Here is a 24,741-nt window from a genome sequence, read left to right as displayed (position 1 = left end):
AAGTCAAAACGCCCCCTTGGAACTGTCCCCACGTCCCAAACGCGATTGGGTTCAAAGGGTTCCAGGGAGCGGGCGATTATTTCCCCGCCGGTTCCACCTTACCGGCGAGGTACTGCTCCAGCCAGTGGATGTGGTAGTCGCCGTTGATGATGTCGTCCTGGCGCACCAGGTCGCGGAACAGCGGCAGCGTGGTCTCGATGCCGTCGACCACCATCTCGTCCAGCGCCCGCCGCAGGCGCATCAGGCACTCGGCGCGGGTCTTGCCGTGGACGATCAGCTTGCCGACCAGCGAGTCATAATAGGGCGGGATCTGGTAGCCCTGATAGACCGCGGAATCGATGCGAACGCCGAGCCCGCCGGGCGGGTGGTATTGCGAGATCCGGCCGGGCGAGGGGCGGAAGGTCTGCGGGTTCTCCGCATTGATGCGGCACTCGATGGCGTGCCCGATGATCTGGACCTCGTTCTGCTTGGCCGGCAGCTCGCCGCCGGCGGCGATGCGGATCTGCTCCAGCACGAGGTCGATATCGGTGATGCTTTCGGTGACGGGATGCTCCACCTGGATGCGCGTGTTCATCTCGATGAAGTAGAACTCGCCGTCCTCGAACAGGAACTCGATGGTGCCGACGCCGAGATATTTCATCTCGCGCATCGCTTTCGCGCAGGTCTCGCCGATCTTGGCGCGCGCAGCGGCGGCCAGCACGGGCGAGGGGCCTTCCTCCCAGACCTTCTGGTGGCGGCGTTGCAGCGAGCAGTCGCGCTCGCCGAGATGGATGGCGCCGCCGCGGCCGTCGCCGAGAATCTGGATCTCGATGTGGCGCGGCTTCTGCAGGTATTTTTCCAGATAGACGGAAGCGTCGCCGAAGGCGGATTTCGCCTCATTGGCCGCGGTCGACAGCGCGATCTGCAGATCCGCCTCGGTCTGCGCGACCTTCATGCCGCGGCCACCGCCGCCGGCAGCCGCCTTCACCAGCACGGGGAAGCCGATCTTCTTCGCGATTGCCATGGCGTCGTCGCTCGGGCCAACCGCACCGTCGGAGCCGGGCACCACGGGGATGCCGAGTCTCTTGGCGGTCTTCTTGGCCTCGATCTTGTCGCCCATCAGGCGGATGTGCTCGGCCTTGGGGCCGATGAATTGCAGATTGTGCTCGCTGAGGATCTCGGCGAAGCGCGCGTTTTCCGACAGGAAGCCGTAGCCGGGATGCACGGCATCCGCGCCGGTGATCTCGCAGGCCGCGAGCAGTGCGGGGATGTTGAGATAGCTGTCTTTCGACGGCGGCGGCCCGATGCAGACACTCTCGTCCGACAGACGCACATGCATGGCGTCGGCGTCGGCGGTGGAGTGCACGGCGACCGTCGCGATTCCGAGCTCCTTGCAGGCCCGCAGGATGCGAAGGGCGATCTCGCCGCGATTGGCTATGAGGATCTTGTCGAACATGGTGCCTCAGCGGGCGAAATTCGCCACTCGCTTATTCAATGATGACCAGCGGCTCGCCGAACTCGACCGGCTGGCCGTCTTCGACCAGGATCTGCGTCACGGTTCCGGCACGGGTCGAGGGGATCTGGTTCATGGTCTTCATCGCCTCGATGATGAGCAGGGTCTGGCCGACCGCGACCTTCGAGCCGACCTCGACGAACGGCTTGGCGCCGGGCTCCGGCGACCAATAGGCGGTGCCGACCATCGGCGAGGTCACGGCGCCGGGATGCTTCGACAGATCGGGCCCTGCGGCCGGAACAGCGACGGCGGGCGCCGCGACGAGCGCCGGTGCTGCGGCGGCTGCGACCGGTACCGGCATGGTCGCGGCGACGCTGATGTTGCGGGCGACGCGCAGACGCAGGCCGGCGCGCTCGATCTCGATCTCGGTGAGGCTGGTCTCATCGAGCAGCAGGGCGAGCTCGCGAACGAGCGCGGAATCCTCGCTGGAAAACTTTGCGGCTGCTTTGTCGTCTGGCTGGCGCGCCATGTTCTTTGATCCGAATGTTCTGGGTGAAGAGGGAGCGTCAGGCTTTGGGCTTGATGCCGACCTTGGCGGCAAGGCCCTGGATGGCGAGGCGGTAGCCCTCGATGCCGAAGCCGCACAGCGACGCGAAGGCCGCGCGCGCGGTGTAGGAATGGTGACGGAAGCTCTCGCGGGCGTGGATGTTGGTCACATGCACTTCGACCGTCGGGATCTGCACCGCCAGCAGCGCGTCGTGCAGGGCGATCGAGGTGTGCGAATAGCCGCCGGCATTGATGATGATGCCCTTCATCTTCCGCCCATGCGCCTCGTGGATGAAGTCGATCAGCTCGCCTTCGCGATTGGACTGCCGGCAATCGGCCTTCAGGCCGAAGGCCGCCGCCGTCTCACGGCACAGCGCCTCGACGTCGGCCAGCGTCGCATGGCCATACTTCTCGGGTTCGCGCGTCCCCAGCATGTTGAGGTTCGGCCCGTTGAGGACGAGGATCGTGTCGGTTGCTGGCTCGGCCATTCCAATCCCGGCAAAAGGTGTTTCGGCGTGGCGGGGGTTATAGGTAACAAAGCGCGTGAGGGGAAGCCTTGAAGGGCCTCCCGGGCCGGTTCAGGCACCTCATCCAGTGTGCAAAAACCTGTGCGGAAACTACGGAAATTGCTTGTTAACCAGTCCAAAGCATGGCTGCCGGACCAACGTAAAGGGGCGGGCATCGCTGCCCGCCCCCAAAAGGCCTGTCAGGACCGGCTTAGGAGTTGATCACCGCCACGATCTCGTAGGTGTCCGGATTGATGATCACGATCTCCTCCTTGACCAGGACGAACTTGTAGGTCCGCCATTCCGGATAGATCGTCGCGACCCGCGTCGGCAGGGCGTGCAGCTCGATGCCTTCGCGCGGAATTCGGGTGCCGACCGAGATCGAGAAGTTCACGTTGGTCACCGGACGCACGTGCTCCTCGTGGATCACGGACGTGATCTGGGTGCGCTGCTCGGTCGAGAGCTTGGCGCCGGCACCAGCCTGGCCAACCGTCGAATTGGTGTTGGTCTGGGCGTTCTGGTTGGTGCGGGTTTCGTTGCCCTTCTGGTTCTCGGCATTGTTGGTCGAGGCGCCGCTCTTGGTGCCCTCAGCCTTCATGTCCTTGTCCTTGGCGCCGGACTTGCTGGTGTCCTGGCTCATGCTCTTGGACTTGTCCTGCTGACCCTGCGCGCGTTCGTCACTGCGCTGGCTCTTGGTGCCGGACTTCTCCTCGGCCGCGTTCTTGTTCATCTCGTGACCGGAGCGCTCGTCCTTCATGGCGCCCGAGGACTTCTCCTCGGCCGACGTGCCGGACTTCATGCTGCTGGAGCCGCCAGCCTGGCCGACGGTGCCCTTCTCATGGCTCTTCTCATGGGTGGATTCCTTGCCCATCGAGCTGCCGTGCTCGGACTGCGAGTGCTGCGTCGTCTGCGCGCCGGCGCCGCTCTCGTTCTTCATCGTGCCTTGCGCATTCGCCAGACCGGTGCCCGCGACCAGCGCGAGTACGGCAGCGGAAATCATAAAGCGGTTAGACATTGAATTCTCCTCACGTGTTTCTTTTGCGTCATTGCCCGCGCCACCAACGAAAGGCGATTTGAGTTGTTCCGGAACATCTGCTGTTCCCAAGTATTTGTTTCTTAAACGCGGGATGAACATGCGCGCCGGATTCACGCCAGGATTTGTGGAGAGCTTCGGCCAACGAAAAAGGCCGGCTTTTCAGCCGGCCCCGTTGCGTGCGTGAGTTGTAAAACGTCGGATCGGCAAGCGCCCTTTCTCAGCAGGTCGCTTTGCCGCAGCGGGCAACGCCGATCTTTTCCTTGAGGCCGTCGAGGCCGACGGCGCCGACCACGATCTGCTTGCCGATCACGTAGCTCGGCGTGCCGTTCATGCCCATCGCTTCGGCGAGCTTGAAGTTCTCCTCGATGGTGGCGCGCACCTCGGGGCTGGCGATGTCCTTCTCGATCCTGGCGGTGTCGAGGCCGGCGTCCTTTGCCGCCTGCATCGCGCGCGCCTTGTCGGCGGCGCCGCGACCGCCCAGCAGCTTCTGGTGGAAATCGAGATATTTCTTGCCGGAGGGATCCTGCATGCGCACGGCGACCGCGACCTGCGCGGCCTCCACCGAACCCTGGCTCAGCACCGGAAACTCCTTGAGCACGACCTTCAGCTTGGGATCGGACTTCATCAAATCGAGCATGTCGCTCATCGCGCGCTTGCAGTAGCCGCAATTGTAATCGAAGAACTCGACGAAGGTGACGTCGCCGTCCTTGTTGCCGAGCACGACCTGACGCGGCGAGTTGAAGATCGCATCCTTGTTCTGCGCGATGCTGGCTTCGTGCTTCTCGGTCTCGGCCGCGGCCTGGCGCTTGGTGAGCTCGGTCATGGCCTCTTCGAGCACCTCAGGGTGGCTGACGAGGTAGTTCTTGATGATCGCCTCGATGTCTGTGCGTTGGGCATCCGAGAAGCTGTCGGCCGAAGCCGGTCCCGTTGCGCCGAAGATGGCGAGCGCAAACAGCGCGGGAGCAAGCAGGCGCAACGAAGGCATTGGCAAATCCTCTTATCCAGAGCAGGTTTCTAACAAACGTCCCGGCGGACTTAATCGCGGTGTCGTGACGTCAAAGTGGCAGTTCAGGTATCGGTCTAGTTGCGCGGCGGTTTCGACGCCACGATGTCGTCGGCCTTGACCCATCCGGGCGTGCCGACGGCGAAACGGGTTTTCGCGCGCGTGGCGAGCTCGCGGGCGGTCTTGTTGTCGCCGCGCAAATACGCGGCCTGGGCGGAGGCAAGATCCGCCTCGGCATAGTCTCCCTTCCGGCCATAGGCCATCGCGAGCTGGGTGTAGCCGATCGGCGCCTCGGGCTCACGCGCCACCGCGGCACGGAGAATCTTGATGGCGTCGTCCGTGTAGGCCTTATTATCGGTTCCAACCAGAGCTTGCCCAAGTAACATCTCGATGAGGGGCGCATTGTTGGAGAGTGCGACAGCCTTGCGCAGGGGGGCGATCGCGTCGGCCGGCTTGCCGCTTTCGAGCAAGGCCTGGCCGCGGACCTCGTAAAAATACGGGTTGTTCGGCTGCACCGCGATCAGTGCGTCGATCTGGGTCAGCGCGCTGCGCAAATCGCCGTGCAGATAGGTGCTGATGGCGCGGGCATAGCGCGCCGGCATGCTGTCATTGGTCAGCGGATAGCGGCGGTACACCGTCTCGGGCCGCTCCATGAAGGCGGAGATCTTGGCGCGCACCATGTCATGGCGAAGCTGCAGCGCGGGATCGTCCTTCTTGTCCCAATACGGGCTGGTGCTGGCAAATTCCTGGAGCGCTGCAACGCGCTCGGCAGGCATCGGGTGCGACTGGAGATAGGGATCGGCGCCGCGCGCCGCGAACAGGCTCTCGCTGGTGAAGCGCTTGAAGGTCTCGTACATGCCCTTCGGCGACTGCTGGGTCGCGGTCAGGAATTTCACGCCGGCGCGGTCGGCGTTCTCTTCCTGCTGGCGCTGATAGGACAGCAGCGAACGCCGGATCATCTCCTGCGGCCCCGCGATCGCAGCCGCGCCGGCATTGGCAAGGCCGTTATTGCTGCTGCCGCGGCTGGCGCCTGCGGCGAGGGCACCTGCGCCGAGCAGCATGGCGATGATCATCTGGGTCTGGGCACTGGCGAGCTGCTCGCGCAGCTTGGACAGATGGCCGCCGGCCAGATGGCCGGTTTCGTGCGCGAGCACGCCGATCAGCTGGTTCGGCGTCTCCGACTGAAGGATCGCGCCGTAATTGACGAAGATGCGACGGCCGTCGGCGACAAACGCGTTGAACTGGCCGTCGTTGATGATCACCATCTGGATGTTCTGCTTCTCCAGACCGGCAACGCGCAGGATTGGGCGGGTATATTCGCGGAGCAGCTGCTCGGTTTCGGTGTCGCGCAGGATCGGCGGCCCTTTGCCCTGCTGCGCATGCGTCGCCGGGATCGGCAGTAGCGCGATCGCTGCCGCGGTGACGAGGGCGGTAAGGGCTGAGGCCTTCTTGCGCAATGAGATCTGGAGCAACATCAAACGGTCTGGGTCAAACGGGCTTTGAATGCAGTTTTGTGCTTGGTTTTGGCGATTGGCGGCGGACCGGATACGCGATATGCCCTTATGAGCCGCATAATGCGGCTAGTCTGGGGCGCAAGCGCCCTGTTTTCCGGACCGGACGGACCGGTCGGCCAGCGAAATAGCAGAAATCGATGCACGATGCGACATTGAGGAACCGGGCGGGGCAGTGGCTCGAGCCCTCCCGCCGCAGTGATGTTCCCCCGTTCATGGTGATGGACGTGATGGCCGCGGCGGCCCGAATCGAGGCGGCCGGCGGTCACGTCATTCACATGGAGGTCGGCCAGCCCGCGGCGGGGGCGCCGAGGACGGCGATCGCGGCTGCCCATGCGGCGCTCGAAGCGGGGCGGATCGACTATACGTCGGCGCTCGGCATCCCGTCTTTGCGCGAGCGCATCGCGCGGCATTATCGCGACGCCTATGGCTGTGACGTCAGCCCTGACAGGATCGTGGTGACCACGGGCTCTTCCGGCGGCTTCATCCTGGCGTTCCTGTCGATGTTCGAGCCTGGCGATCGCGTCGCCGTGACGGTGCCGGGCTATCCGCCGTATCGTCATATCCTCACCGCGCTCGGCTGCGAGCCGGTGCTGATCGAGACCACCAACGATACGCGCCACGCGCTGACCGGCGAGGCACTGCTCGCCGCTCATCGCAAGGCGCCGCTCAAGGGTGTGCTGGTCGGCAGCCCCGCCAACCCGACGGGAACGATGATGTCCCGGGATGCGCTGGCCGGCCTGATCGCGGCGTCCGAGAACGCCGGCATCCGCTTCATCTCCGACGAGATCTATCACGGGCTCGATTATGCGTTTCCGGCGGTGACGGCGGCGTCACTGTCGGAGCACGCGCTCGTGATCAACTCGTTCTCGAAGTATTTTTGCATGACGGGCTGGCGCGTCGGCTGGATGGTCGTGCCCGACGTGCTCGTGCGCCCGATCGAGCGGCTCCAGCAGAATCTTTCGATCTCGGTGCCGTCGCTGTCGCAGATCGCGGCAGAGGCGGCCTTCGACGGCGCGGCCGAGATGGAGGAAATCAAGCACGGCTATCAGGAAAACCGGCGCATTCTGATCGAGGGCTTGCCGAAGGCGGGACTCAGCAAGTTCCTGCCGGCGGACGGCGCGTTTTATCTCTATGCCGACGTCTCGGATTTCACCTCCGACAGTCTGGATTTCGCCAAGCAGATGCTGGAGAAAGCCCACGTTGCGGCAACTCCCGGCGTCGATTTTGATCCGATCCACGGTCGCTCGTTCATCCGGTTATCCTATGCACGTTCGGCCGCCGAGATGCGGGAGGCAGTTGACCGGATCGCTCACTGGCTTAAATAGCCGCCAGTTTTCGAGCAGCCTTCCGGAGTGCATCTTGTCTGACCGAACCGTCCAGTCCGCCGCCACGTCGTATTCCCCTCTTGCCGCAGTGATGTGGCCGACCCGACCGGGCGAGACCGTCGGCGCCTTGCGCGCCGTCGTGCTGATCGCGCTCGGCTCCGCGCTGATGGCGCTGTCGGCCAAAGTGAATTTGCCGCTGCCTTACGTGCCAATGACGTTGCAGACCCTGGTCGTGCTGATGATCGGCGCGGCCTTCGGCTGGCGTCTTGGCAGCGCAACCATGATTGCCTATCTCGCCGAGGGCGCGATGGGGCTGCCGGTGTTCGCCGGGCCGGTCGGTGGAATTGCACCACTGCTCGGACCGACCGCCGGTTATCTCTACGGCTTCGTGGCAGCTGCCTTCATCACCGGCTGGCTCGCCGAGCGCGGCTGGGATCGCAACGTCCTGCTGCTGTTTGCGGCGATGGCAGTCGCCCATGTCGTCATCTTCATCGTCGGCTTCGGCTGGCTGGCCTACGGCATCGGCCTTGGCGCGGACAAGGCGTGGCTGGTCGGTGTTGCGCCGTTCATTGCGGCTTCGGTGATCAAGAACGCGCTCGGGGCTGCGTTGATGCCGGCGGTACGGCGGATCGTCGATCGCCGGGGTTAGATTCCACCACACGGAATGTTCTAATTGACAGGGCCGGCCAAGTTGATCTTGGCTGGCTCTGAGCTTTTGAGGGGGAGTGAAACAATGACAACGACAACGATGGCTGGCGCGCCGGTCGCACCTGTTACGGCCAAGCCGTGGTATAAGGTTCTCTACGTTCAGGTGCTGATTGCCATCGTGCTCGGCGCGATCGTCGGTTGGCTCTGGCCATCAGTCGCCACCAACGACTGGATCAAGGCACTCGGCGACGGCTTCATCAAGCTGATCAAGATGGTGATCGCTCCGATCATCTTCTGCACCGTGGTCTCCGGCATCGCCCACATCCAGGATGCCAAGAAGGTCGGACGCATCGGCGTCAAGGCGCTGCTCTATTTCGAGATCGTCTCCACCTTCGCGCTCGTCATCGGTCTCATCATCGGCAACGTCGTGAAGCCGGGCGCAGGCTTCGGCAGTGCCGCCGCCAACGCGCAGGCCGTTGCCAATTACGCCAAGCAGGCCGAGGGTCAGAAGAGCGTCGATTTCATCCTGCACATCATTCCGGACACCGTGGTCGGCGCCTTCGCGCAGGGCGAGATTCTTCAGGTGCTGTTGTTCTCGGTGCTGTTCGGCTTCGCCATCATGGGGCTCGGCGAGCGTGGCCACGTGATCCGCAGCTTCATCGACGACGCTGCGCATGCGGTGTTCGGCGTCATCTCCATCGTGATGCGCGCGGCGCCGCTCGGCGCCTTCGGCGCGATGGCTTTCACCATCGGCAAGTTCGGGACCGGCGCGATCCTCAATCTGATGGGCCTGATCGCGACCTTCTACCTCACCGCCGCGCTGTTCGTCTTCGTCGTGCTCGGCACCATCGCGCGGCTCGCCGGCTTCTCGATCTTCAAGTTCCTGGCCTACATCAAGGACGAACTGCTGATCGTGCTCGGCACCTCGTCCTCCGAGAGCGCACTGCCGTCCTTGATGGAGAAGCTCGAACGTCTCGGCTGCTCCAAATCGGTGGTCGGCCTGGTGGTGCCCACGGGTTATTCTTTCAATCTGGACGGCACCAATATCTACATGACGCTCGCGACGCTCTTCATCGCGCAAGCGCTCGGTTTCGATCTCACCTTCGGCCAGCAGCTCACGATCCTGGTCGTGGCGATGCTGACCTCGAAGGGCGCTTCCGGCATCACCGGTGCGGGCTTCATCACGCTGGCGGCGACGCTGGCCGTGGTCGATCCGCGGCTTGTGCCGGGCATGGCGATCGTGCTCGGCATCGACAAGTTCATGAGCGAGTGCCGCGCGCTGACCAATCTCTGCGGCAACGGCGTGGCCTGCGTGATCGTCGCCTGGTGGGAGGGCGAGCTCGATCGCGACAAGCTCACCGCGCGGCTGAACCAGCAGATCGATCCGACTGACATGGAAACTGCCGTCACGACGGACTGATGCGGATCCAACGGCGCGGTGCGCCGTCAGGTCTTGAAGGAATAGGGCTGGTCGGGATCCTCGATCAGCCCTTTTCTTTCGGCTCCCAGCCGAAATGCTCTCGGCTTCATCGGGCGATTTCGAGACCACGGCACGCCGAGGCGTTGCCGATCATCTGAGCAGAATGCGGCTGACGGCCGCGCTCGCGGCGCTGGCCGCGAAAGCAGAGAGCTAGAACCGCTCCGGCCGATAAGGCGTCGGATCGATTGACGGCGTCTCGCCGTTCATCATCTCCGCGAGCAGGCGTCCGGTGGCGGGGCCGAGCGTAAAGCCCTGGTGGCCGTGGCCAAAGTTCATCCAGAGTCCGGGGTGGCGTGGGGCGCGTCCGAGCACGGGTACCATGTCGGGCGTGCAGGGGCGGGTGCCGAACCACGGCTCCGGCTCGGCGCGCTTGCCGAGATCGATCAGCTCGCGCGCGGAGGCTTCGGCACTTGCGAGCTGCACCGGCGTTGCCAGCGCATCCGGCCCCGTCAGCTCCGCGCCGGTGGTGATGCGGATGCCCTTGGCCATCGGTCCCATGGCGTAGCCGCTGCCCTTGTCGACCAGCGGCAGATCGAGCGAGGCGCCGCCGCTGTAATGCATGTGATAGCCGCGCTTGCGCACCAGCGGAATCCGGTAGCCGAATTTGTGCAACAGGTCCGGCGACCATGGCCCGAGCGTCACGACGGCGTTGGCCGCATCGATGCGGCCATTGTCAGTGTCGACCGACCATCCGGTTGGTGTCTGCTGGAGCGACTGCGCATCGCCGAGCACGATGGTGCCGCCCAGGCGCTCGAACAGGTTGGCGTAGGCGGTGACGAGTGCGCCCGGATCGGACACGGTCCAGGTGTCGAGCCAGTGGATCGCGCCGGGAAGGTCGTCGCGCAGGATCGGCTCGGCCTTGGTCAGTTCGCTGCCGGAGAGCACGCGAAAATTCACACCGAACTCGCGGCGGTCGTCCTCCGCCGTCTTGATCGCCTGGTCGAACGATGCGGCGTCACGGTGCAGCACGCGGTAGCCGGCGCGGCGGATCAGATTGTCGGCATGGGCCTCACGAATGAGGACGTCGTGCTCGGGTGTCGCATAGGCGATCAGGCGCGCCCAGGCCGCGATCGCTTCGCGATGCCGCTTCGGCGCCGAGTGCCACCAGTAGCGCAGCAGCGGCTCGACATGGCGATGCAGCGAGGACAGGCTGTAGCGCACGTCGTTGGTGCGGCCGGTCGCGATGTTCAGGAGCGATGCGAGATCGCGCGGCATCGGATAGGGCCGCACCGCCTCCGCCTGGATCATCCCGGCATTGCCGTAGCTGGTCTCGCGGCCCGGCTCCCTGCGGTCGACCAGCGTGACGGTCCAGCCGCGCTGCCTCAGATGCAGGGCGGCACCGACGCCCACCATGCCACCGCCGAGAATGATTGCGCTTTGCATCGATACTGACCTCGCCAAATCAAAACCGCCCGGTTTGGCCGGGCGGTTTCAACTGCCTTGTTCGTTCTACTCGCCGCCGCCGAAACGGCGTGACCACCAGCCGGCGCGACGTGGTGCGGCCGGCGTCTCCTCGCTTGCTTCCGGCGCTGGTTCAGGCGCAGGCGGAGCAACCGGCTCCGGCGCTGCCGCGATCGCCGGTTCGCTCGGGCTGCTCGATGCGAAGCTCACCTTCTCGCGGACGGTGGAGCGCCGTCGCGACGCCTTGTCGTCGGCGGGCTCTTCCTCCGCGACGGCAGCAGCCGGCGCGGGCTGGACCGGCGTTTCAATGGGTGCCTGGAACTGAAGCTCAGGCTGAGGTGTCGGCGGCTCAACCGGAGTGATGTGCTCCGATTGCGCAATCGACGGCGCCGTCACGCTGCCGGAGTTGTCGAAATCGGCCACGGCATCGGTTGCTTCCGACTGCGCATTGCCCGCGAGCTCGTCGCCGATGGAGCCGACGAGACCTTCCTCGGCGCCTCCGCGCCGACGACGCCCACCGCGCCGACCACGCCGGCGGCGGCGGTCGCCGTTGCCCTGCTGCTCGCCACGGGCGGCCTGTTCCTCGCCTTCCTCGCCGTCCTGTTCGGCCTCGGCGTCCTCTTCGCCTTCGCTGGCGACCGCGGCAACGCCTTCGGGAGAAACGGGAGCGCCATCCTCGCGCGCCTCGCCTTCGCGCGGACCACCGCGGCCACGCCGACGGCGGCGGCGCTTGCGGCCGCGCTGGCCGTCCTGCTCGGGCGAAGCCTCGCCTGCGGCCTGTTCCTCGGTGAGCCCTTCGGTCTCCTCGGTCTCGACCTCGGATTCCAGTTCGGAATCGAACTCCTCGTCGTCAAAGGCCTCTTCGGGCAGCGGCGGCGGGGTTGCGGCCGCCTGTGCCACCAGGAGAGCCTTGGCGGCTTCGAGCGTATGCACCTGCTCGCCGCGGTCGATGAGATAAGCCTGCGGTCCGCTGACGCTCGCATCGGCGATCACGGACAGCGTGACCTTGAAGCCGTTTTCGAGATCGCGCAAATGACCGCGCTTGTGGTTCAGCACGTAGAGCGCGACGTCGGTGCGGGTGCGGACCACGAGATTGTGGGTCGCGCCCTTCATCAGGATCTCTTCGAGGCCGCGCAGCAGCTGCAGCGCCACCGAGGACACCGAGCGGACATGGCCGGTGCCGCCGCAATGCGGACAGGGATCGGTGGAGGATTCAAGTACGCTGGCGCGGATGCGCTGGCGCGACATCTCGAGCAGGCCGAAATGCGAGATGCGGCCGACCTGGATGCGCGCGCGGTCCTGCCTGAGGCAATCGGACAGCTTGCGCTCGACCGCGCGGTTGTTGCGCTTCTCGTCCATGTCGATGAAGTCGATGACGATCAGGCCGGCGAGGTCGCGCAGGCGAAGCTGGCGGGCGACCTCTTCGGCCGCTTCCAGATTGGTCTTGAGCGCGGTGTCCTCGATATGATGCTCGCGCGTCGATCGACCGGAGTTGACGTCGATCGAGACCAGCGCCTCGGTCTGGTTGATCACGATGTAGCCGCCGGAGCGTAGCTGCACCGTCGGCGAGAACATTGCGTCCAATTGGCTCTCGACGCCCATGCGCGAGAACAGCGGCTGGCCGTCTCGATACTGTCTCACCGCGCTGACATTGGCGGGCATCAGCATCTTCATGAAGTCGCGCGCTTCGCGGTAGCCGGATTCGCCGGCAACCTGAATCTCGTCGATCTCCTTGTTGTAGAGATCGCGCAGCGAGCGCTTGATCAGCGAACCTTCCTCGTACACGAGGGTCGGGGCCTGTGACTTCAGCGTCAGGTCACGCACCGTTTCCCACATCCGGATCAAATATTCGAAGTCGCGCTTGATCTCGGGCTTGGTGCGGGCAGCACCTGCGGTGCGCAGGATGATGCCCATGCCCTCGGGCACGTCGAGATCCTGCACCACTTCCTTCAGGCGGGAACGGTCCTGCGCGCTGGTGATCTTGCGGCTGATGCCGCCGCCGCGCGCGGTGTTCGGCATCAACACGGCATAGCGGCCGGCAAGCGACAGATAGGTCGTGAGCGCCGCGCCCTTGTTGCCACGCTCTTCCTTGACCACCTGCACCAGCATCACCTGACGGCGCTTGATGACTTCCTGGATCTTGTACTGGCGGCGCGGGCGGAAGCTGCGCTCCGGCACTTCCTCGAGCACGTCGTCACCGCCGACGGACTCGACGACTTCCTCTTCGGCTTCCTCGCCGTCTTCTTCGTCCTCGTCGTCGTCACCGGCAGCTTCCGCGGCCTCGCCATGCGGCGCCTCGGCCGTTTCGCCAGCGGCGTAAACGGCATCGGCCGGTTCGGCGGCTGAGGTCACGGCTTCGGCGAGAGCCTCGGCATGGGCTTCAGAGGCGACAGCGTCCTGAGGCTCGGCAAAGGTTTCGGCTGCGACAGCGGGTTCGGCGCCGATCGCCGCGACGGGCGCCGGCGCCTCGTCGGCGTGATCATGCTCGTGATGATCGTGCTCGTGATCATGACCATGGTCGTCATGATCATGAGCGTGATGGTGATCGTCATCGTCGGCGTGATGATGATCGTCGTGCCCATGATCATCATGTCCATGATCGTGATGGTCATGGTCGTGACCCTCGTGGTGCTCGCCATGATGCTCGGCATCGGCGTGCAGGTGCTCGCCCTCATGCGCAACGCCCTCGGGCAGGGGGTGGCCCTCGACCGGCTGGGCGGCCGGATCGGCGCCGGCGTCGAGACCCTCGACGATGTCGCTGCGGACGCGCTCGCCCTGACTGCGGCGGCGAGAATTGCGGTGACGTGAGCGGCGGCGGCCGTGGGAGCGGTTCTCGCTCTCTTCCTCGGCTTCGCGATGGGCCTGTTCCTCGGCCTCGATCAGCGCCTGCCGGTCGGCGACCGGGATCTGGTAGTAGTCGGGATGGATTTCGCTGAAGGCGAGGAAGCCGTGGCGGTTGCCGCCATATTCAACGAAGGCGGCCTGGAGCGAGGGTTCGACCCTGGTGACCTTGGCGAGGTAGATATTCCCGCGCAGTTGCTTGCGTTGCGCGGTCTCGAAGTCAAACTCTTCGACGCGATTGCCGCGGACCACGACGACCCGGGTCTCTTCCGGGTGGGTGGCATCGATCAACATCTTGTTGGGCATGTCTTAACTCTTGGCGGCGGCGGGCGCGATCGACCGTGGGCGCGAAGAGCGCTGCCGGGTGACGCGACGGTCCACCTGATTCGGGGGTGAGGGGAAGGCCGAAACGCCGTCTCTCGCGCCTTGCCGGGTCGGAAGCTTCAGGACCAAAGCGGCGCGCGGGATTTTCACTCCGCAGCGTCGCGAAAGGTCCTTCAGGATTCGTCGGCACAGTCTGGCGCATCAAGCGTCGGCCCGTATGAAACATTGGACGGCGGGGCCGCCCCTAATCAGTTGCTGCTGGCCAGGCATGGCGCGTGGGCGCTCGCCCTGGATCACAAACCGCCCCCTTGGGATTAAGGAGCCGGGTAACAGGCCGCGTCGCTGTCAAAACTGTCCCGGAAACAGTGAGGTAACCGGAAACCGTCCGCCGCCGGGGCTTGCCCTGTTCCGCCTCGCTGCCGCGCACCGCGCTGGTCGTTGAGGGGAACAGAAAAACGCTGGAATTCCCAAACCTTGGGAGCTCCGGCGCTGCACCGGGAGGCTTGTTGCGACACAGCCGGAAACTATTGGCCGTCAGCATTCCGTACATACGAGGAATGGACCATCCGTGCAAGGAGCGTCGCACGCCGGTCACAGTCGGAGAGTTTCGCGTTTGCGTCATTAAGGATCGATTAACCCTGTGGTTCTATTGCGTTAAAGAGGGCTGCTCGGAGGCACGGATTCGGTGGCGAGCCGCACAAATCAACGGGTTTTGCTGGGATTGGCGCTGCTGTGTGCAGCGGCATTGCCGTGCGCCGATTTTTCGGGTCTGAGCGCGGCTGAAAGCCCGTCGCAACCCTCTGTCGTGACAACTGGTTTTCCGATTGCCACCGCGGCGCGTCTCGCCGGTGACGGCAAGCAGACCCGGTTCATTCTCGACCTCGATCAGACCGTCACCTTCCGCGCCACGACGCTCGCCGACCCCTACCGGGTGGTGGTCGACGTTCCCCAGGTGAATTTTCAGCTGGCGCCGGGCACCGGGGCCGGGCGAGGGCTGGTCAAGGCCTTCCGCTACGGTCTGGTGATGCCCGGCGGCTCCCGAATCGTGTTCGACCTGACCGGGCCCGCCAAGATCACCAATTCCTACGTGCTCGAGGCGGCCAATGGCCAACCGGCCCGGCTGGTGCTCGAGCTGGAGGAGGTCGATCGCGCGGCCTTCGTGCAGACGCCGGCCCCCGAGAATCGCTCCGAGCTGCGACCGTCGATCGCGGCCGCGCCGCCGACGACGGTTCCTGCCGCGCCGGACGCGGCGTCCGCGAAGTCGGGCGTGCAGGCCGACGGGCGGCCGGTCGTCGTGATCGATCCCGGCCATGGTGGGATCGACAACGGCACCCAGTCGAGCGGCGAGAGCGAGAAGAATCTGGTGCTGGCCTTTGGCCTAGCGCTGCGCGACCGGCTGGAGAAATCAGGCAAGTACCGGGTGGTGATGACCCGGGACGACGACACCTTCATCCCGCTCAATGACCGGCCCAAGGTTGCCCGCAATCTGAACGCCGCGCTGTTCGTCTCCATTCATGCCGATGCGCTGCCGAAGGCCGAGGGCGACGCCCAGGGCGCTACGATCTACACGCTCTCGGACAAGGCCTCCGACGCCGAGGCCCAGCGTCTGGCGGACGCCGAAAACCGCGCCGACGCCATTGCCGGCTTCAATCTGGCGGAAGAGCCGACTGACGTCGCCGATATCCTGATCGACCTCACGCAGCGGGAAACCCGCACCTTTTCAAACCGCTTTGCCCATTTGCTGATGGGGGAAATGAAGTCGACTGTGCGGATGCACAAGCACCCTCTGAAGTCGGCCGGATTCCGGGTGCTGAAGGCCCCGGACGTGCCCGCGGTGCTGGTCGAAATCGGCTACGTCTCCAACAAGGGCGACCTTGAACACCTCATCTCCGAGGGCTGGCGGTCGCGTGCGGTGGGCTCGATGGCCCAGGCAATCGACACGTTCCTGGCGAAGCGGATGGCGACGGCGGGGGCCAGCAATTGAGAAGCGCATGCGGGTTCCGCTGTTAAGCCCTAGTTTGGCCACAGCGGACGCCTTATAAAAACGGCGCAGGGGGTTCCGGAATCGACGAGAATCCCGTTCGGCAAGCGTCTTTCGGTCCGGCATCGATGGTATTGAGTAGGCCGGTGAATTCGCGACGTGAGGACGGCGCCGTTGGGGCGCCTTGTTTGGGCGCCTTGGGCTGATCCTGGGATTGAACGGATAAACATATAATGCGCTTGCTTGTGCGGTTCATGGGCTTCCTGTTCGCCGCGGGAACGGTGGTGTTCCTTGTCGGTGTCGGTGCCGTGGCAGGCCTGATCTGGCATTTCTCCAAGGACTTGCCCGACTACTCTCAGCTTCAGGATTACGAGCCGCCGGTCATGACCCGCGTGCATGCGGTCGACGGCTCGCTGCTCGGCGAATACGCCAAGGAGCGGCGGCTGTACCTGCCGATCCAGGCGGTGCCGAAGCTCGTGATCAACGCGTTCCTCGCCGCCGAAGACAAGAATTTCTACGAGCATGGCGGCATCGACTACACCGGCATGGCGCGCGCGGGCCTGCTGTACCTGCAGAATTACGGTTCCAACCGCCGCCCGCAGGGTGCCTCGACCATTACCCAGCAGGTCGCCAAGAACTTCCTTCTGACCAACGAAGTCTCGTTCGCGCGCAAGATCAAGGAAGCCTTGCTCGCGATGCGTATCGAGAAGACGTATTCGAAGGACAAGATCCTCGAGCTGTATCTGAACGAGATCTATCTCGGCCTCGGCGCTTACGGCATCGCCGCCGCGTCGTTGGTCTATTTCGACAAGTCGGTGAACGAACTCACCGTGGCGGAAGCTGCTTACCTCGCGGCGCTGCCGAAGATGCCGGCGACGCTGCATCCCGTGCGTAACCGCGACCGCGCCATCGAGCGCCGCAACTACGTGATCGACCGTCTCCAGGAGAACGGCTGGATCAAGCAGGCCGACGCCGACAAGGCGCGCAAGGAGCCGCTGGTCGTCACCAGCCGCTCCAACGGCGCCCACACCTTTGCCGGCGAATATTTCGCCGAGGAAGTCCGCCGCGACATCTTCGAGCGCTATGGCGAGAAGAAGCTCTATGAGGGCGGCCTCTCGGTCCGCACCACGCTCGATCCGAAGATTCAGGTCATGGCGCGCAAGACCATGGTCGCCGGCCTCGTGAACTATGACGAGCAGCAGGGCTATCGCGGCGCCATCAGCAAGCTCGATATTTCGGGCGATTGGGGCGTGAAGCTCGCCGAGATCAAGTCGCTCTCCGACATCTCGCCGTGGCGGATGGCGGTGGTGCTCGAGACCAGCGACCAGTCCGCGCGCATCGGCTTCCAGCCGAACCGCGAACTCGGCGGCGCCGTCAGCAAGCAACGCGAGACCGGGCTTGTCACGCTCGATGGCGTCAAATGGGCGAAGGCGGCCCAGGGCAACACCAAGGGCAAGACGCCGACATCGGTGGCGCAGGTGCTGCAGCCCGGCGACGTGATCTATGCCGATCCGCTCTTCACCAAGGAAGGGCAACCAGTCGAAGGCCAGTACCGTCTGCGCCAGATTCCCGAAGTGTCGGGCGCGATGGTGGTGATGGACCCCTGGACCGGTCGCGTGCTCGCGATGGTCGGCGGCTTCTCGTTCGACCAGAGCCAGTTCAACCGCGCCACGCAGGCCTACCGGCAGCCCGGCTCGTCGTTCAAGCCGATCGTCTATTCGGCCGCGCTCGACAACGGTTATACACCGTCGACCGTGGTGCTCGACGCGCCGATCGAAATCGACCAGGGCCAGGGCGCCGGCGTCTGGCGGCCCGAAAACTTCTCGGCGAACAAATATCAGGGACCGGTGACGCTGCGGAACGCGCTGCGGCAGTCACTCAACACGGTGACGGTGCGCCTCGCGCAGGACATCGGCATGCCCCTGATCGGCGAATATGCGCGCCGCTTCGGCGTCTATGACGAATTGCCGAACTATCTCTCCTACGCGCTCGGCGCCGGCGAGACGACGGCGATGCGCATGGTCACGGCCTATTCGATGCTGGCAAATGGCGGCCGCCGCGTGAAGCCGACCCTGATCGACCGCATCCAGGACCGTTACGGCCACACCATCTTCAAGCACGACCAGCGCGAATGCCGCGGCTGCGACGCGCCCGGTGGCTGGAAGAACCAGCCCGAGCCGCAGCTGATCGACCGCCGCGAGCAGGTGCTGGATTCCATGACCGCCTATCAGATCACCGAGCTGTTGGAAGGCGTGGTCCAGGCCGGTACCGCAACCGTCGTGAGGGAGGTCGGCAAGCCGATCGCCGGCAAGACCGGTACGACCAACGAGGCCAAGGACGCCTGGTTCGTCGGCTTCTCGCCCGACATCGCGGTTGCCATCTACATGGGCTACGACAAGCCGCGTCCGCTCGGCAAAGGCAACGCCGCGACCGGCGGCCATCTGGCCGCGCCCATCGCACGCGATTTCCTCAAGCTTGCGCTGGCCGACAAGCCCGCCGTTCCGTTCAAGGTGCCGGCCGGCATCAAGCTGATCCGTGTCGTCTCCAAGACCGGCATGCGCGCCGGCCCCGGCGAAACCGGTGGAACCATCCTCGAAGCTTTCAAGCCGGGCACCGCGCCGCCGGACAATTACTCTGTCATCGGCGTCGCCGACGCCGACGGACGCGGCGTCGTTCCGCCGCCGCCGACGCAGGCACCGGACTCAGGCTTCTTCATGCGGTCGGGCACCGGCGGGCTGTACTAGGCCAGCGGATAAGACTGACGAGGGCGGTTCCGGCGGTTGCGCTTTGCAGCCGCCGCCGCTACATCCCCCATCTGAATTGCACGCGGGATTCCGCGAGACCAGAGAACGACATGCGCGCCGAAATCGAACGGTTGGTAGAAGAGATCAAGCAGTCAGTCGGGCTGCTGAGGAGGCATCTTTGACGTCGAGACATCGACGGCGCGCCTCGCTGAGCTGAACAAGCTCGCAGAAGATCCCAACCTCTGGAACGATCCCCAGAAAGCCCAGAAACTGATGCAGGAGCGAACCTCGCTCGAGGACTCGCTCTCCGGCATCGGCAAGGTCGAGCAGCAGCTCGAAGACGATGTCGGCATGATCGAACTCGGCGAGGCCGAGGGCGATGCCGGCGTCGTGGCCGAGGCTGAAGCGGCACTCAAGAACCTCAAGAAGGAAGTCGCGCGCCGCGAGCTCGAGGCGCTGCTGTCGGGCGAGGCTGACCGCTTCGATTCCTATCTCGAAGTGCATGCCGGCGCCGGCGGTACCGAGAGCCAGGACTGGGCGCAGATGCTCTTGCGCATGTACACGCGCTGGGCCGAAACGCACGGCTTCAAGGTCGAATTTCTTGAAGAGTCCGAGGGCGAAGAGGCCGGCATCAAGTCCGCGACCATCCAGGTCTCCGGGCATAATGCCTATGGCTGGCTGAAGACCGAAGCTGGCGTGCATCGTCTGGTGCGGATCTCGCCGTTCGATTCCAATGCGCGGCGACACACCTCGTTCTCGAGCGTGCAGGTGTTCCCCGTCATCGACGACAGCATCAAGATCGACATCAAGGAATCCGACGTTCGTACCGACACGATGCGGTCGGGCGGCGCCGGCGGTCAGCACGTCAACAAGACCGAATCCGCGGTGCGCCTGACGCATATTCCGACGGGCGTTGCGGTGGTCTGCCAGGCCGGCCGCTCCCAGCACAAGAACCGGGCCCAGGCCTGGGACATGCTGCGCGCGCGCCTGTACGAGATCGAGCTGAAGAAGCGTGAGGAGAAGGCCGCCGCCGACCAGGCCGCCAAGACCGATATCGGCTGGGGCCACCAGATCCGCTCCTACGTGCTGCAGCCCTACCAGATGGTGAAGGACCTGCGCACCGGCGTGCAGACCTCCGATACCTCGGGCGTGCTCAACGGCGAGCTCGACGACTTCATGGCCGCGACCCTGGCGCAGCGCGCCTTCGGCACCACCGGCGCCGACATCGAGGACGTGGACTGACCATGCCCCGCGTCGCCTTCATCGGATTGGGGCGGATGGGCCATGGGATGGCCGGCCGCTATGTCAGTGCCGGTTTTACGGTGACGCTGTGGAATCGCAGCAAGTCAAAAGCTGAAGACCTGATCGCGCGCGGCGCGAAGTGGGCGACCTCGCCTGAAGATGCCGCGATCGATGCCGACGCCGTAGTGACCATGGTCGCCGACGACGAGGCTTCGCGCGCTGTCTGGATCGGGCTCAACGGCGCGGCCAAGACAGCGAAAGCAGGCAGCATCGCGATTGAGTGCTCCACGGTTTCCTACGACCACGCGCGCGAGATGGGCCGCGAGCTCAATGCGCGTGGATTGATCTATATCGATTGCCCGGTAACGGGACTGCCGGATGCGGCCGCGGCCGGAAAGCTGACGCTGCTTGCCGGTGCCGACCCCGCCGACCTCGAGCGTGCGCGACCGTTCCTCGAACCCATCGGTTCGACCATCCGCCATTTCGGCGCGGTCGGCTCCGGCACGGTCTACAAGCTGATCAACAATCTGATGGGCGCGATCCAGATCGCGGGCCTCGCCGAGGGCTTAGCAATTGCCGAGCAGGCCGGGCTCGACATGAAGCTGGTGCTGGAGTCGATCCAGGCGAGCGTGGCTGCGAGCCCGCAGGTGCAACGCCATTCCAAGCGCATGGTCGCCCGCGACTTCAGCGGCGCGACGTTCACGGCGGCCCTGCGGCACAAGGATGCCGCCTACGCCGTGAAACTCGCCGAGAGCCTGCTGGCCGACAAGCCGCTGGTCTCGCGCGCCGCCGTCGAGTCCTACGCGCAGGCGAAGGCCGCGATGCCCGACGACGATGAGGGCAAGATGATCGAGCTGGTGTCGCGGCCGAAGAAGCCGTCTTAACTGGAATTCGACATCGGACAGCCGCGATCGGAACGCGGTCTCGGAAATCGGGTGGCAATGCCTGCCACGTCGTACTAGCGACTGCATCAGTTGCTGATGCGAGATCCCATGCCCCCGAACGATATCAGGATCGACGCGCGAGACTGGTCGCTGCTCGCTTTGCTCTCGATCCTCTGGGGCGGCTCCTTCTTCTTCAACGGCGCGGCGTTGCGGGAATTGCCGCCGCTGACGCTCGTGTTTTTGCGCGTCGCGCTTGGCGCTGCCATGCTGCTGCCGCTGCTGCGCCGGCAGGGGATCAGTTTGCCGAGAGGTGTTGCGGGCTGGAAGCCGTTCCTCGTGATCGGGCTGCTCAACAACGTCATTCCGTTCTCGCTGATCGTGGCCGGACAGACCTTCATCCCGAGTGGACTGGCGTCGATCCTCAACGCCACGACGCCGCTGTTCACGGTGTTGGTGATGGCAGCTGCGGGCGAAGAGGCATTGCAGGCGCGGCGGGTGGCTGGCGTCGTGCTTGGCCTCGCCGGCGTGATCATTCTGCGGGGATGGGGGATCGATGCGTTGTCGGGGCAGGGGCTCGGCATCCTGCTCTGCCTCGGTGGCGCGCTGAGCTATGGCTTTGCCGCGCTCGCCGCCCGGAGGCTGCTGAAGGACTCGGCGCCGCTGGGTACAGCGACGTTTCAACTAATGGCGTCGACGGCGATGATGGCGGTCGTCGCCGCTGTGGTAGAGCAGCCGTGGCGGCTACCGATGCCGGGGCTGACCACCTGGCTCGCCGTGCTTGGCCTTGCCGCGCTCTCGACGGCACTCGCCTACATCGTGTTCTTCCAGATCATGCGGCGCTCAGGCGCAACGAACGTGATGCTGGTGACGCTCCTCATTCCTGTCACCGCGATCCTTCTGGGATGGCTGGTGCTGGGTGAGCCCATTTCCATGCGCGAGATCGCCGGTGCGATCGTCATCGGCGGCGCGTTGATCGTGATCGACGGACGGGCGCTGCGAATGCTGCAGCGCGTCGGGTAAGTTCCGATACGTCGTTTCACCTCGCGGAAAATCGAAGCGCTTGCCAGCCGCAGGACACCTTGCGACACTCTCCACAAAACAAGACTACAAAATTGGGGAGAGAACGATGCCGGGTCGTCGGATTGGCTTTGCTGCCCTCGCTATGCTTGCTGCCGGAGTGCTCTTCACGGCACCGGCTTTTGCGCAGAAGAAATATGATCCCGGCGCCAGCGACACCGAAATCAAGATCGGCAACATCATGCCCTATAGCGGCCCTGCGTCGTCCTATGGCGTGATCGGCAAGACCGAGGCCGCGTTCTTCAAGATGATCAACGATCAGGGCGGCATCAACGGCCGCAAGATCAACTTCGTCAGCTATGACGATGCCTATTCGCCGCCGAAGGCGATCGAGCAGGCACGCAAGCTGGTCGAGAGCGACGAGGTGCTGCTGATCTTCCAGTCGCTCGGCACACCCTCGAATTCCGCGATCATGAAATACATGAACGCGAAGAAGGTGCCGCAGCTGTTCGTTGCCTCCGGCGGCACCAAGTTCGGTGACCCCAAGAACTTTCCGTGGACCATGGGCTTTCAGCCCAACTACCAGAGCGAGGGGCGGATCTACGCAAAATACATTCGCGACAATTTTCCGAACGGCAAGATCGCGGTGTTCTGGCAGAACGACGATGCCGGCAAGGACCAGTTCAAGGGTCTGAAGGACGGGCTCGGCGACAAGGCCAGCATGATCATCGCCGACAAATCCTACGAGGTCAGCGATCCCTCGATCGACTCGCAGATCGTCGCCTTGCATGATTCCGGCGCCGATATCTTCTTTTCATGGGCTGCGCCGAAGGGCTCGGCGCAGGCGATCCGGAAGGTCGGCGAGCTCGGCTGGAAACCGAAGTTCTTCCTGGCCAATACAGCAACGTCGGTCGCCTCGGTGCTCAAGCCCGCCGGCCTCGAATATTCCAAGGACATCATCTCGACGATCTATCTGAAGGAGCCGACCGATCCGACCTGGGACAAGGATCCGGCGGTGGTGAAGTGGCGCGACTTCATGGACAAATATTATCCCGATGGCGACAAGACCAATGCCAACAATGTCTACGGCTATGTGCAGGCCGAGGCGATGGTGCAGGTGTTGAAGCAGTGCGGTGACAATCTTACGCGCGACAACGTCATGAAGCAGGCGGCGAATCTGAAGAATTTTCACAGTGACCTGATGATGCCCGGCATCATGGTCAACACGTCGCCTGACGATTACTTCCCGATCGAGCAGATGCAGCTGATGCGTTTCAACGGCCAGTCCTGGCAGCCGTTCGGCGAGGTCATCACCGGCGAGGTCGGCCACGAACACAGCCAGTAGCGGCGGCTTTGGAGGTCCCGGAGGCGGAGCCGCCGGGGGCCCGCGTAAGGGGGCGAATACGCTGCACGCGCAGGACGCGGGCCTAGCCCGCGCTGAGGCGCACTCCGGCGCGCAGGAATTTCTGCGGGTCGACGGCTTCGCCGTCGATGCGGGTCTCATAGTGCAGATGCGGACCGGTGGAGCGGCCGGTCGAGCCGACGAGGCCGATGACCTGGCCGATCTTCACGATCTCGCCGACCTTGACGTTGATCTCGGAGAGATGGCCGTAGCGCGTCGACAGGCCGTTGCCGTGATCGACCTCGACCATGCGGCCGTAACCGCCGGACCAGCCGGCTGAGACCACCTTGCCGTTGGCCGTGACGCGTGCGGGATCGCCGGTGGCGGCGCGGAAGTCGAGACCGGTGTGCATCGCGGGCCGGCCGAGGAAGGGATCGCTGCGAACGCCGAAGCCCGAGGTGAACTCGACCTCGCCGACGACGGGCTTGCGATAGGGCACCTGCGCGAGCGTGCGATTGAGCCGATCCAGCTCGGCGCGGGTGACGTTGATGCGATAGAGCTGCTTCTCGAACGGGCCCGCGTTGGCGGTGAGCTTCACCGGCACGAACGGGCCGCCCATCGCCGCGCGCGGTACGGCGGCCTCAAGGCTGGCGAGGTTCAGGCCGAGATCGCTGACCACGCCGCGCATCCGGCGCATGCGCGAATCCATGCCTTCCTCAACGGCGCCGAGCGCCGCGACCTGGCGACGCTCAACCTGATCAAGCGAGTTCGTCAGCCGGACCAGAACGTTGTCAAAGCCCTGGTTCCTCGCGAATTGATTGGCCGGCGGGGCGACCACGGCAGGCGCGCGCGATTCGAGCCGCGCTTCGCGGTCGGGCGGCGCCACGAAGGTCACGGTGTCGCTGATTGGCGACGGTTTCGGCGTGCCTTGCGTCGTCGTCTCGCCGCGCTGCTGCGTCGAGCGGGGAATCGACCCCGTGACATCGGGCATGGCGCCGAGCGCCGTGGCACGGGACTCCAGCGCCGTCTGGCGCTTCATGATCTGGTCGAGCTTCTGGTCGAACTGTTCCTGGTCGAGCAGCTGGCGGCTGGTGGCGCGGTCGACCTTGGCGCGCAGCTCGGCGATGCGGTCCTCATAGGCGTACTGCATCTCGGCCTGGCGGGCGATCAGCCGGGTCAGGACGTCGTCGCGGAAGGCGAAATAGGTGGCGGTCGCAGCCGACCACAGCCCGAGCAGGACGACGGTGCCGACCACGATCCAGAACACCACCGGGCCGAGGCGAACCTGCTTGCCGTGATGCTGGATGGTGTAGGCGTCGTCGGTATCGGGAAGGGGAATAGCGGCTGCTGCTGCGGCGGCGGGACGGCGATGATAGGCCCGTCCGTGGTCGTGGGGGTGATGCTGGGGGTACTGCGAATATTGGGCAGAACTTTTCGACATCGGCACTCCCGCGCCGGTCGGAACGTTCCTTGCG

The 24,741-nt window shown here is 64.7% G+C and carries 18 protein-coding genes; 9 read left to right on the top strand and 9 right to left on the bottom strand.

The genetic code is table 11. The features are described from left to right. Window positions 1-76: 76 nt before the first annotated feature. From accC to JQ631_RS11385, 6 genes are all read right to left on the bottom strand, one after another. Complete coding sequence (gene accC, locus JQ631_RS11410) at window positions 77-1,435, bottom strand: acetyl-CoA carboxylase biotin carboxylase subunit (RefSeq protein ID WP_212326252.1); 1,359 nt, start codon at window positions 1,433-1,435, stop codon at window positions 77-79. Between the two features lie 31 nt (window positions 1,436-1,466). Next, window positions 1,467-1,961 (bottom strand): acetyl-CoA carboxylase biotin carboxyl carrier protein, encoded by a 495-nt coding sequence (gene accB, locus JQ631_RS11405; RefSeq protein WP_212326250.1) that lies wholly within the window; start codon window positions 1,959-1,961, stop codon window positions 1,467-1,469. A gap of 37 nt (window positions 1,962-1,998) precedes the next feature. Next, window positions 1,999-2,466 carry a type II 3-dehydroquinate dehydratase gene (aroQ, locus tag JQ631_RS11400; protein ID WP_212326248.1) on the bottom strand — a complete coding sequence of 156 codons (468 nt, stop codon included), beginning with the start codon at window positions 2,464-2,466 and terminating at the stop codon, window positions 1,999-2,001. Window positions 2,467-2,695: 229 nt separating this feature from the next. After that, window positions 2,696-3,499, bottom strand: coding sequence for a DUF1236 domain-containing protein (locus JQ631_RS11395; protein ID WP_212326246.1), 804 nt, complete (start codon window positions 3,497-3,499; stop codon window positions 2,696-2,698). A 238-nt stretch (window positions 3,500-3,737) separates the two neighbouring features. Next, window positions 3,738-4,505 (bottom strand): DsbA family protein, encoded by a 768-nt coding sequence (locus JQ631_RS11390; RefSeq protein WP_212326244.1) that lies wholly within the window; start codon window positions 4,503-4,505, stop codon window positions 3,738-3,740. Between the two features lie 95 nt (window positions 4,506-4,600). Further along, on the bottom strand, window positions 4,601-5,998 hold the full coding sequence (locus JQ631_RS11385) for a M48 family metalloprotease (RefSeq protein ID WP_212326242.1): 1,398 nt from the start codon (window positions 5,996-5,998) through the stop codon (window positions 4,601-4,603). Between the two features lie 176 nt (window positions 5,999-6,174). Between JQ631_RS11385 and JQ631_RS11380 the strand changes: the two genes are divergently transcribed. The 3 genes from JQ631_RS11380 to JQ631_RS11370 all read left to right on the top strand — a co-directional run bounded on the left by JQ631_RS11380 (window position 6,175) and on the right by JQ631_RS11370 (window position 9,430). Next, a complete protein-coding gene (locus JQ631_RS11380; RefSeq protein ID WP_212326240.1) occupies window positions 6,175-7,362 on the top strand; it encodes a pyridoxal phosphate-dependent aminotransferase in 1,188 nt (395 codons plus the stop codon). Between the two features lie 91 nt (window positions 7,363-7,453). After that, window positions 7,454-8,011, top strand: coding sequence for a biotin transporter BioY (locus tag JQ631_RS11375; RefSeq protein WP_212328571.1), 558 nt, complete (start codon window positions 7,454-7,456; stop codon window positions 8,009-8,011). An 84-nt stretch (window positions 8,012-8,095) separates the two neighbouring features. Continuing rightward, a complete protein-coding gene (locus tag JQ631_RS11370; RefSeq protein WP_212326238.1) occupies window positions 8,096-9,430 on the top strand; it encodes a dicarboxylate/amino acid:cation symporter in 1,335 nt (444 codons plus the stop codon). Between the two features lie 210 nt (window positions 9,431-9,640). Here JQ631_RS11370 and JQ631_RS11365 read toward each other — a convergent pair whose 3' ends face one another. Further along, window positions 9,641-10,873, bottom strand: coding sequence for an NAD(P)/FAD-dependent oxidoreductase (locus JQ631_RS11365; protein WP_212326236.1), 1,233 nt, complete (start codon window positions 10,871-10,873; stop codon window positions 9,641-9,643). Window positions 10,874-10,939: 66 nt separating this feature from the next. Then, entirely contained in the window at window positions 10,940-14,038 is a 3,099-nt protein-coding gene (locus JQ631_RS11360; protein WP_212326234.1) for an Rne/Rng family ribonuclease, read from the bottom strand. A gap of 703 nt (window positions 14,039-14,741) precedes the next feature. Between JQ631_RS11360 and JQ631_RS11355 the strand changes: the two genes are divergently transcribed. From JQ631_RS11355 to JQ631_RS11330, 6 genes are all read left to right on the top strand, one after another. After that, entirely contained in the window at window positions 14,742-16,040 is a 1,299-nt protein-coding gene (locus tag JQ631_RS11355; protein ID WP_212326232.1) for an N-acetylmuramoyl-L-alanine amidase, read from the top strand. Window positions 16,041-16,270: 230 nt separating this feature from the next. Beyond that, window positions 16,271-18,781, top strand: a complete 2,511-nt coding sequence (locus tag JQ631_RS11350; RefSeq protein ID WP_212326230.1) for a penicillin-binding protein 1A — start codon at window positions 16,271-16,273, stop codon at window positions 18,779-18,781. A gap of 110 nt (window positions 18,782-18,891) precedes the next feature. Next, window positions 18,892-20,023 (top strand): peptide chain release factor 2 gene (gene prfB / locus JQ631_RS11345; protein ID WP_212326228.1). Its coding sequence is split into 2 segments (ribosomal slippage): window positions 18,892-18,960 and window positions 18,962-20,023, totalling 1,131 coding nucleotides; the frame shifts between segments, so codons are not numbered across the junction. 2 nt (window positions 20,024-20,025) lie between these two features. Next, on the top strand, window positions 20,026-20,907 hold the full coding sequence (locus tag JQ631_RS11340; RefSeq protein ID WP_212326225.1) for an NAD(P)-dependent oxidoreductase: 882 nt from the start codon (window positions 20,026-20,028) through the stop codon (window positions 20,905-20,907). Between the two features lie 108 nt (window positions 20,908-21,015). Further along, window positions 21,016-21,927 (top strand): DMT family transporter, encoded by a 912-nt coding sequence (locus JQ631_RS11335; RefSeq protein WP_212326223.1) that lies wholly within the window; start codon window positions 21,016-21,018, stop codon window positions 21,925-21,927. Window positions 21,928-22,033: 106 nt separating this feature from the next. Further along, window positions 22,034-23,269 (top strand): ABC transporter substrate-binding protein, encoded by a 1,236-nt coding sequence (locus JQ631_RS11330; RefSeq protein WP_212326221.1) that lies wholly within the window; start codon window positions 22,034-22,036, stop codon window positions 23,267-23,269. 82 nt (window positions 23,270-23,351) lie between these two features. On the opposite strand, the gene JQ631_RS11325 is transcribed toward JQ631_RS11330, so the two are convergent. Further along, window positions 23,352-24,707, bottom strand: a complete 1,356-nt coding sequence (locus JQ631_RS11325; protein ID WP_212326219.1) for a M23 family metallopeptidase — start codon at window positions 24,705-24,707, stop codon at window positions 23,352-23,354. Between the last annotated feature and the right edge of the window lie 34 nt (window positions 24,708-24,741).

The organism is Bradyrhizobium manausense (genome assembly GCF_018131105.1).
GTDB lineage: Bacteria > Pseudomonadota > Alphaproteobacteria > Rhizobiales > Xanthobacteraceae > Bradyrhizobium > Bradyrhizobium manausense_B.
The sequence above is the reverse complement of the archived record's forward strand: the minus strand, read 5'-3'. Positions and strand labels throughout refer to the sequence as shown.

What these genes read in the sequence shown, in the direction of transcription:
- accC (WP_212326252.1), bottom strand. Translation starts at nt 1,435, where the DNA reads ATGTTCGACAAGATCCTCATAGCCAATCGCGGCGAGATCGCCCTTCGC.
- JQ631_RS11365 (WP_212326236.1), bottom strand. Translation starts at nt 10,873, where the DNA reads ATGCAAAGCGCAATCATTCTCGGCGGTGGCATGGTGGGCGTCGGTGCC.
- JQ631_RS11395 (WP_212326246.1), bottom strand. Translation starts at nt 3,499, where the DNA reads ATGTCTAACCGCTTTATGATTTCCGCTGCCGTACTCGCGCTGGTCGCG.
- JQ631_RS11360 (WP_212326234.1), bottom strand. Translation starts at nt 14,038, where the DNA reads ATGCCCAACAAGATGTTGATCGATGCCACCCACCCGGAAGAGACCCGG.
- JQ631_RS11380 (WP_212326240.1), top strand. Translation starts at nt 6,175, where the DNA reads ATGCACGATGCGACATTGAGGAACCGGGCGGGGCAGTGGCTCGAGCCC.
- JQ631_RS11340 (WP_212326225.1), top strand. Translation starts at nt 20,026, where the DNA reads ATGCCCCGCGTCGCCTTCATCGGATTGGGGCGGATGGGCCATGGGATG.
- aroQ (WP_212326248.1), bottom strand. Translation starts at nt 2,466, where the DNA reads ATGGCCGAGCCAGCAACCGACACGATCCTCGTCCTCAACGGGCCGAAC.
- JQ631_RS11385 (WP_212326242.1), bottom strand. Translation starts at nt 5,998, where the DNA reads ATGTTGCTCCAGATCTCATTGCGCAAGAAGGCCTCAGCCCTTACCGCC.
- JQ631_RS11330 (WP_212326221.1), top strand. Translation starts at nt 22,034, where the DNA reads ATGCCGGGTCGTCGGATTGGCTTTGCTGCCCTCGCTATGCTTGCTGCC.
- JQ631_RS11335 (WP_212326223.1), top strand. Translation starts at nt 21,016, where the DNA reads ATGCCCCCGAACGATATCAGGATCGACGCGCGAGACTGGTCGCTGCTC.
- JQ631_RS11325 (WP_212326219.1), bottom strand. Translation starts at nt 24,707, where the DNA reads ATGTCGAAAAGTTCTGCCCAATATTCGCAGTACCCCCAGCATCACCCC.
- JQ631_RS11375 (WP_212328571.1), top strand. Translation starts at nt 7,454, where the DNA reads ATGTGGCCGACCCGACCGGGCGAGACCGTCGGCGCCTTGCGCGCCGTC.
- JQ631_RS11350 (WP_212326230.1), top strand. Translation starts at nt 16,271, where the DNA reads ATGCGCTTGCTTGTGCGGTTCATGGGCTTCCTGTTCGCCGCGGGAACG.
- accB (WP_212326250.1), bottom strand. Translation starts at nt 1,961, where the DNA reads ATGGCGCGCCAGCCAGACGACAAAGCAGCCGCAAAGTTTTCCAGCGAG.
- JQ631_RS11390 (WP_212326244.1), bottom strand. Translation starts at nt 4,505, where the DNA reads ATGCCTTCGTTGCGCCTGCTTGCTCCCGCGCTGTTTGCGCTCGCCATC.
- JQ631_RS11370 (WP_212326238.1), top strand. Translation starts at nt 8,096, where the DNA reads ATGACAACGACAACGATGGCTGGCGCGCCGGTCGCACCTGTTACGGCC.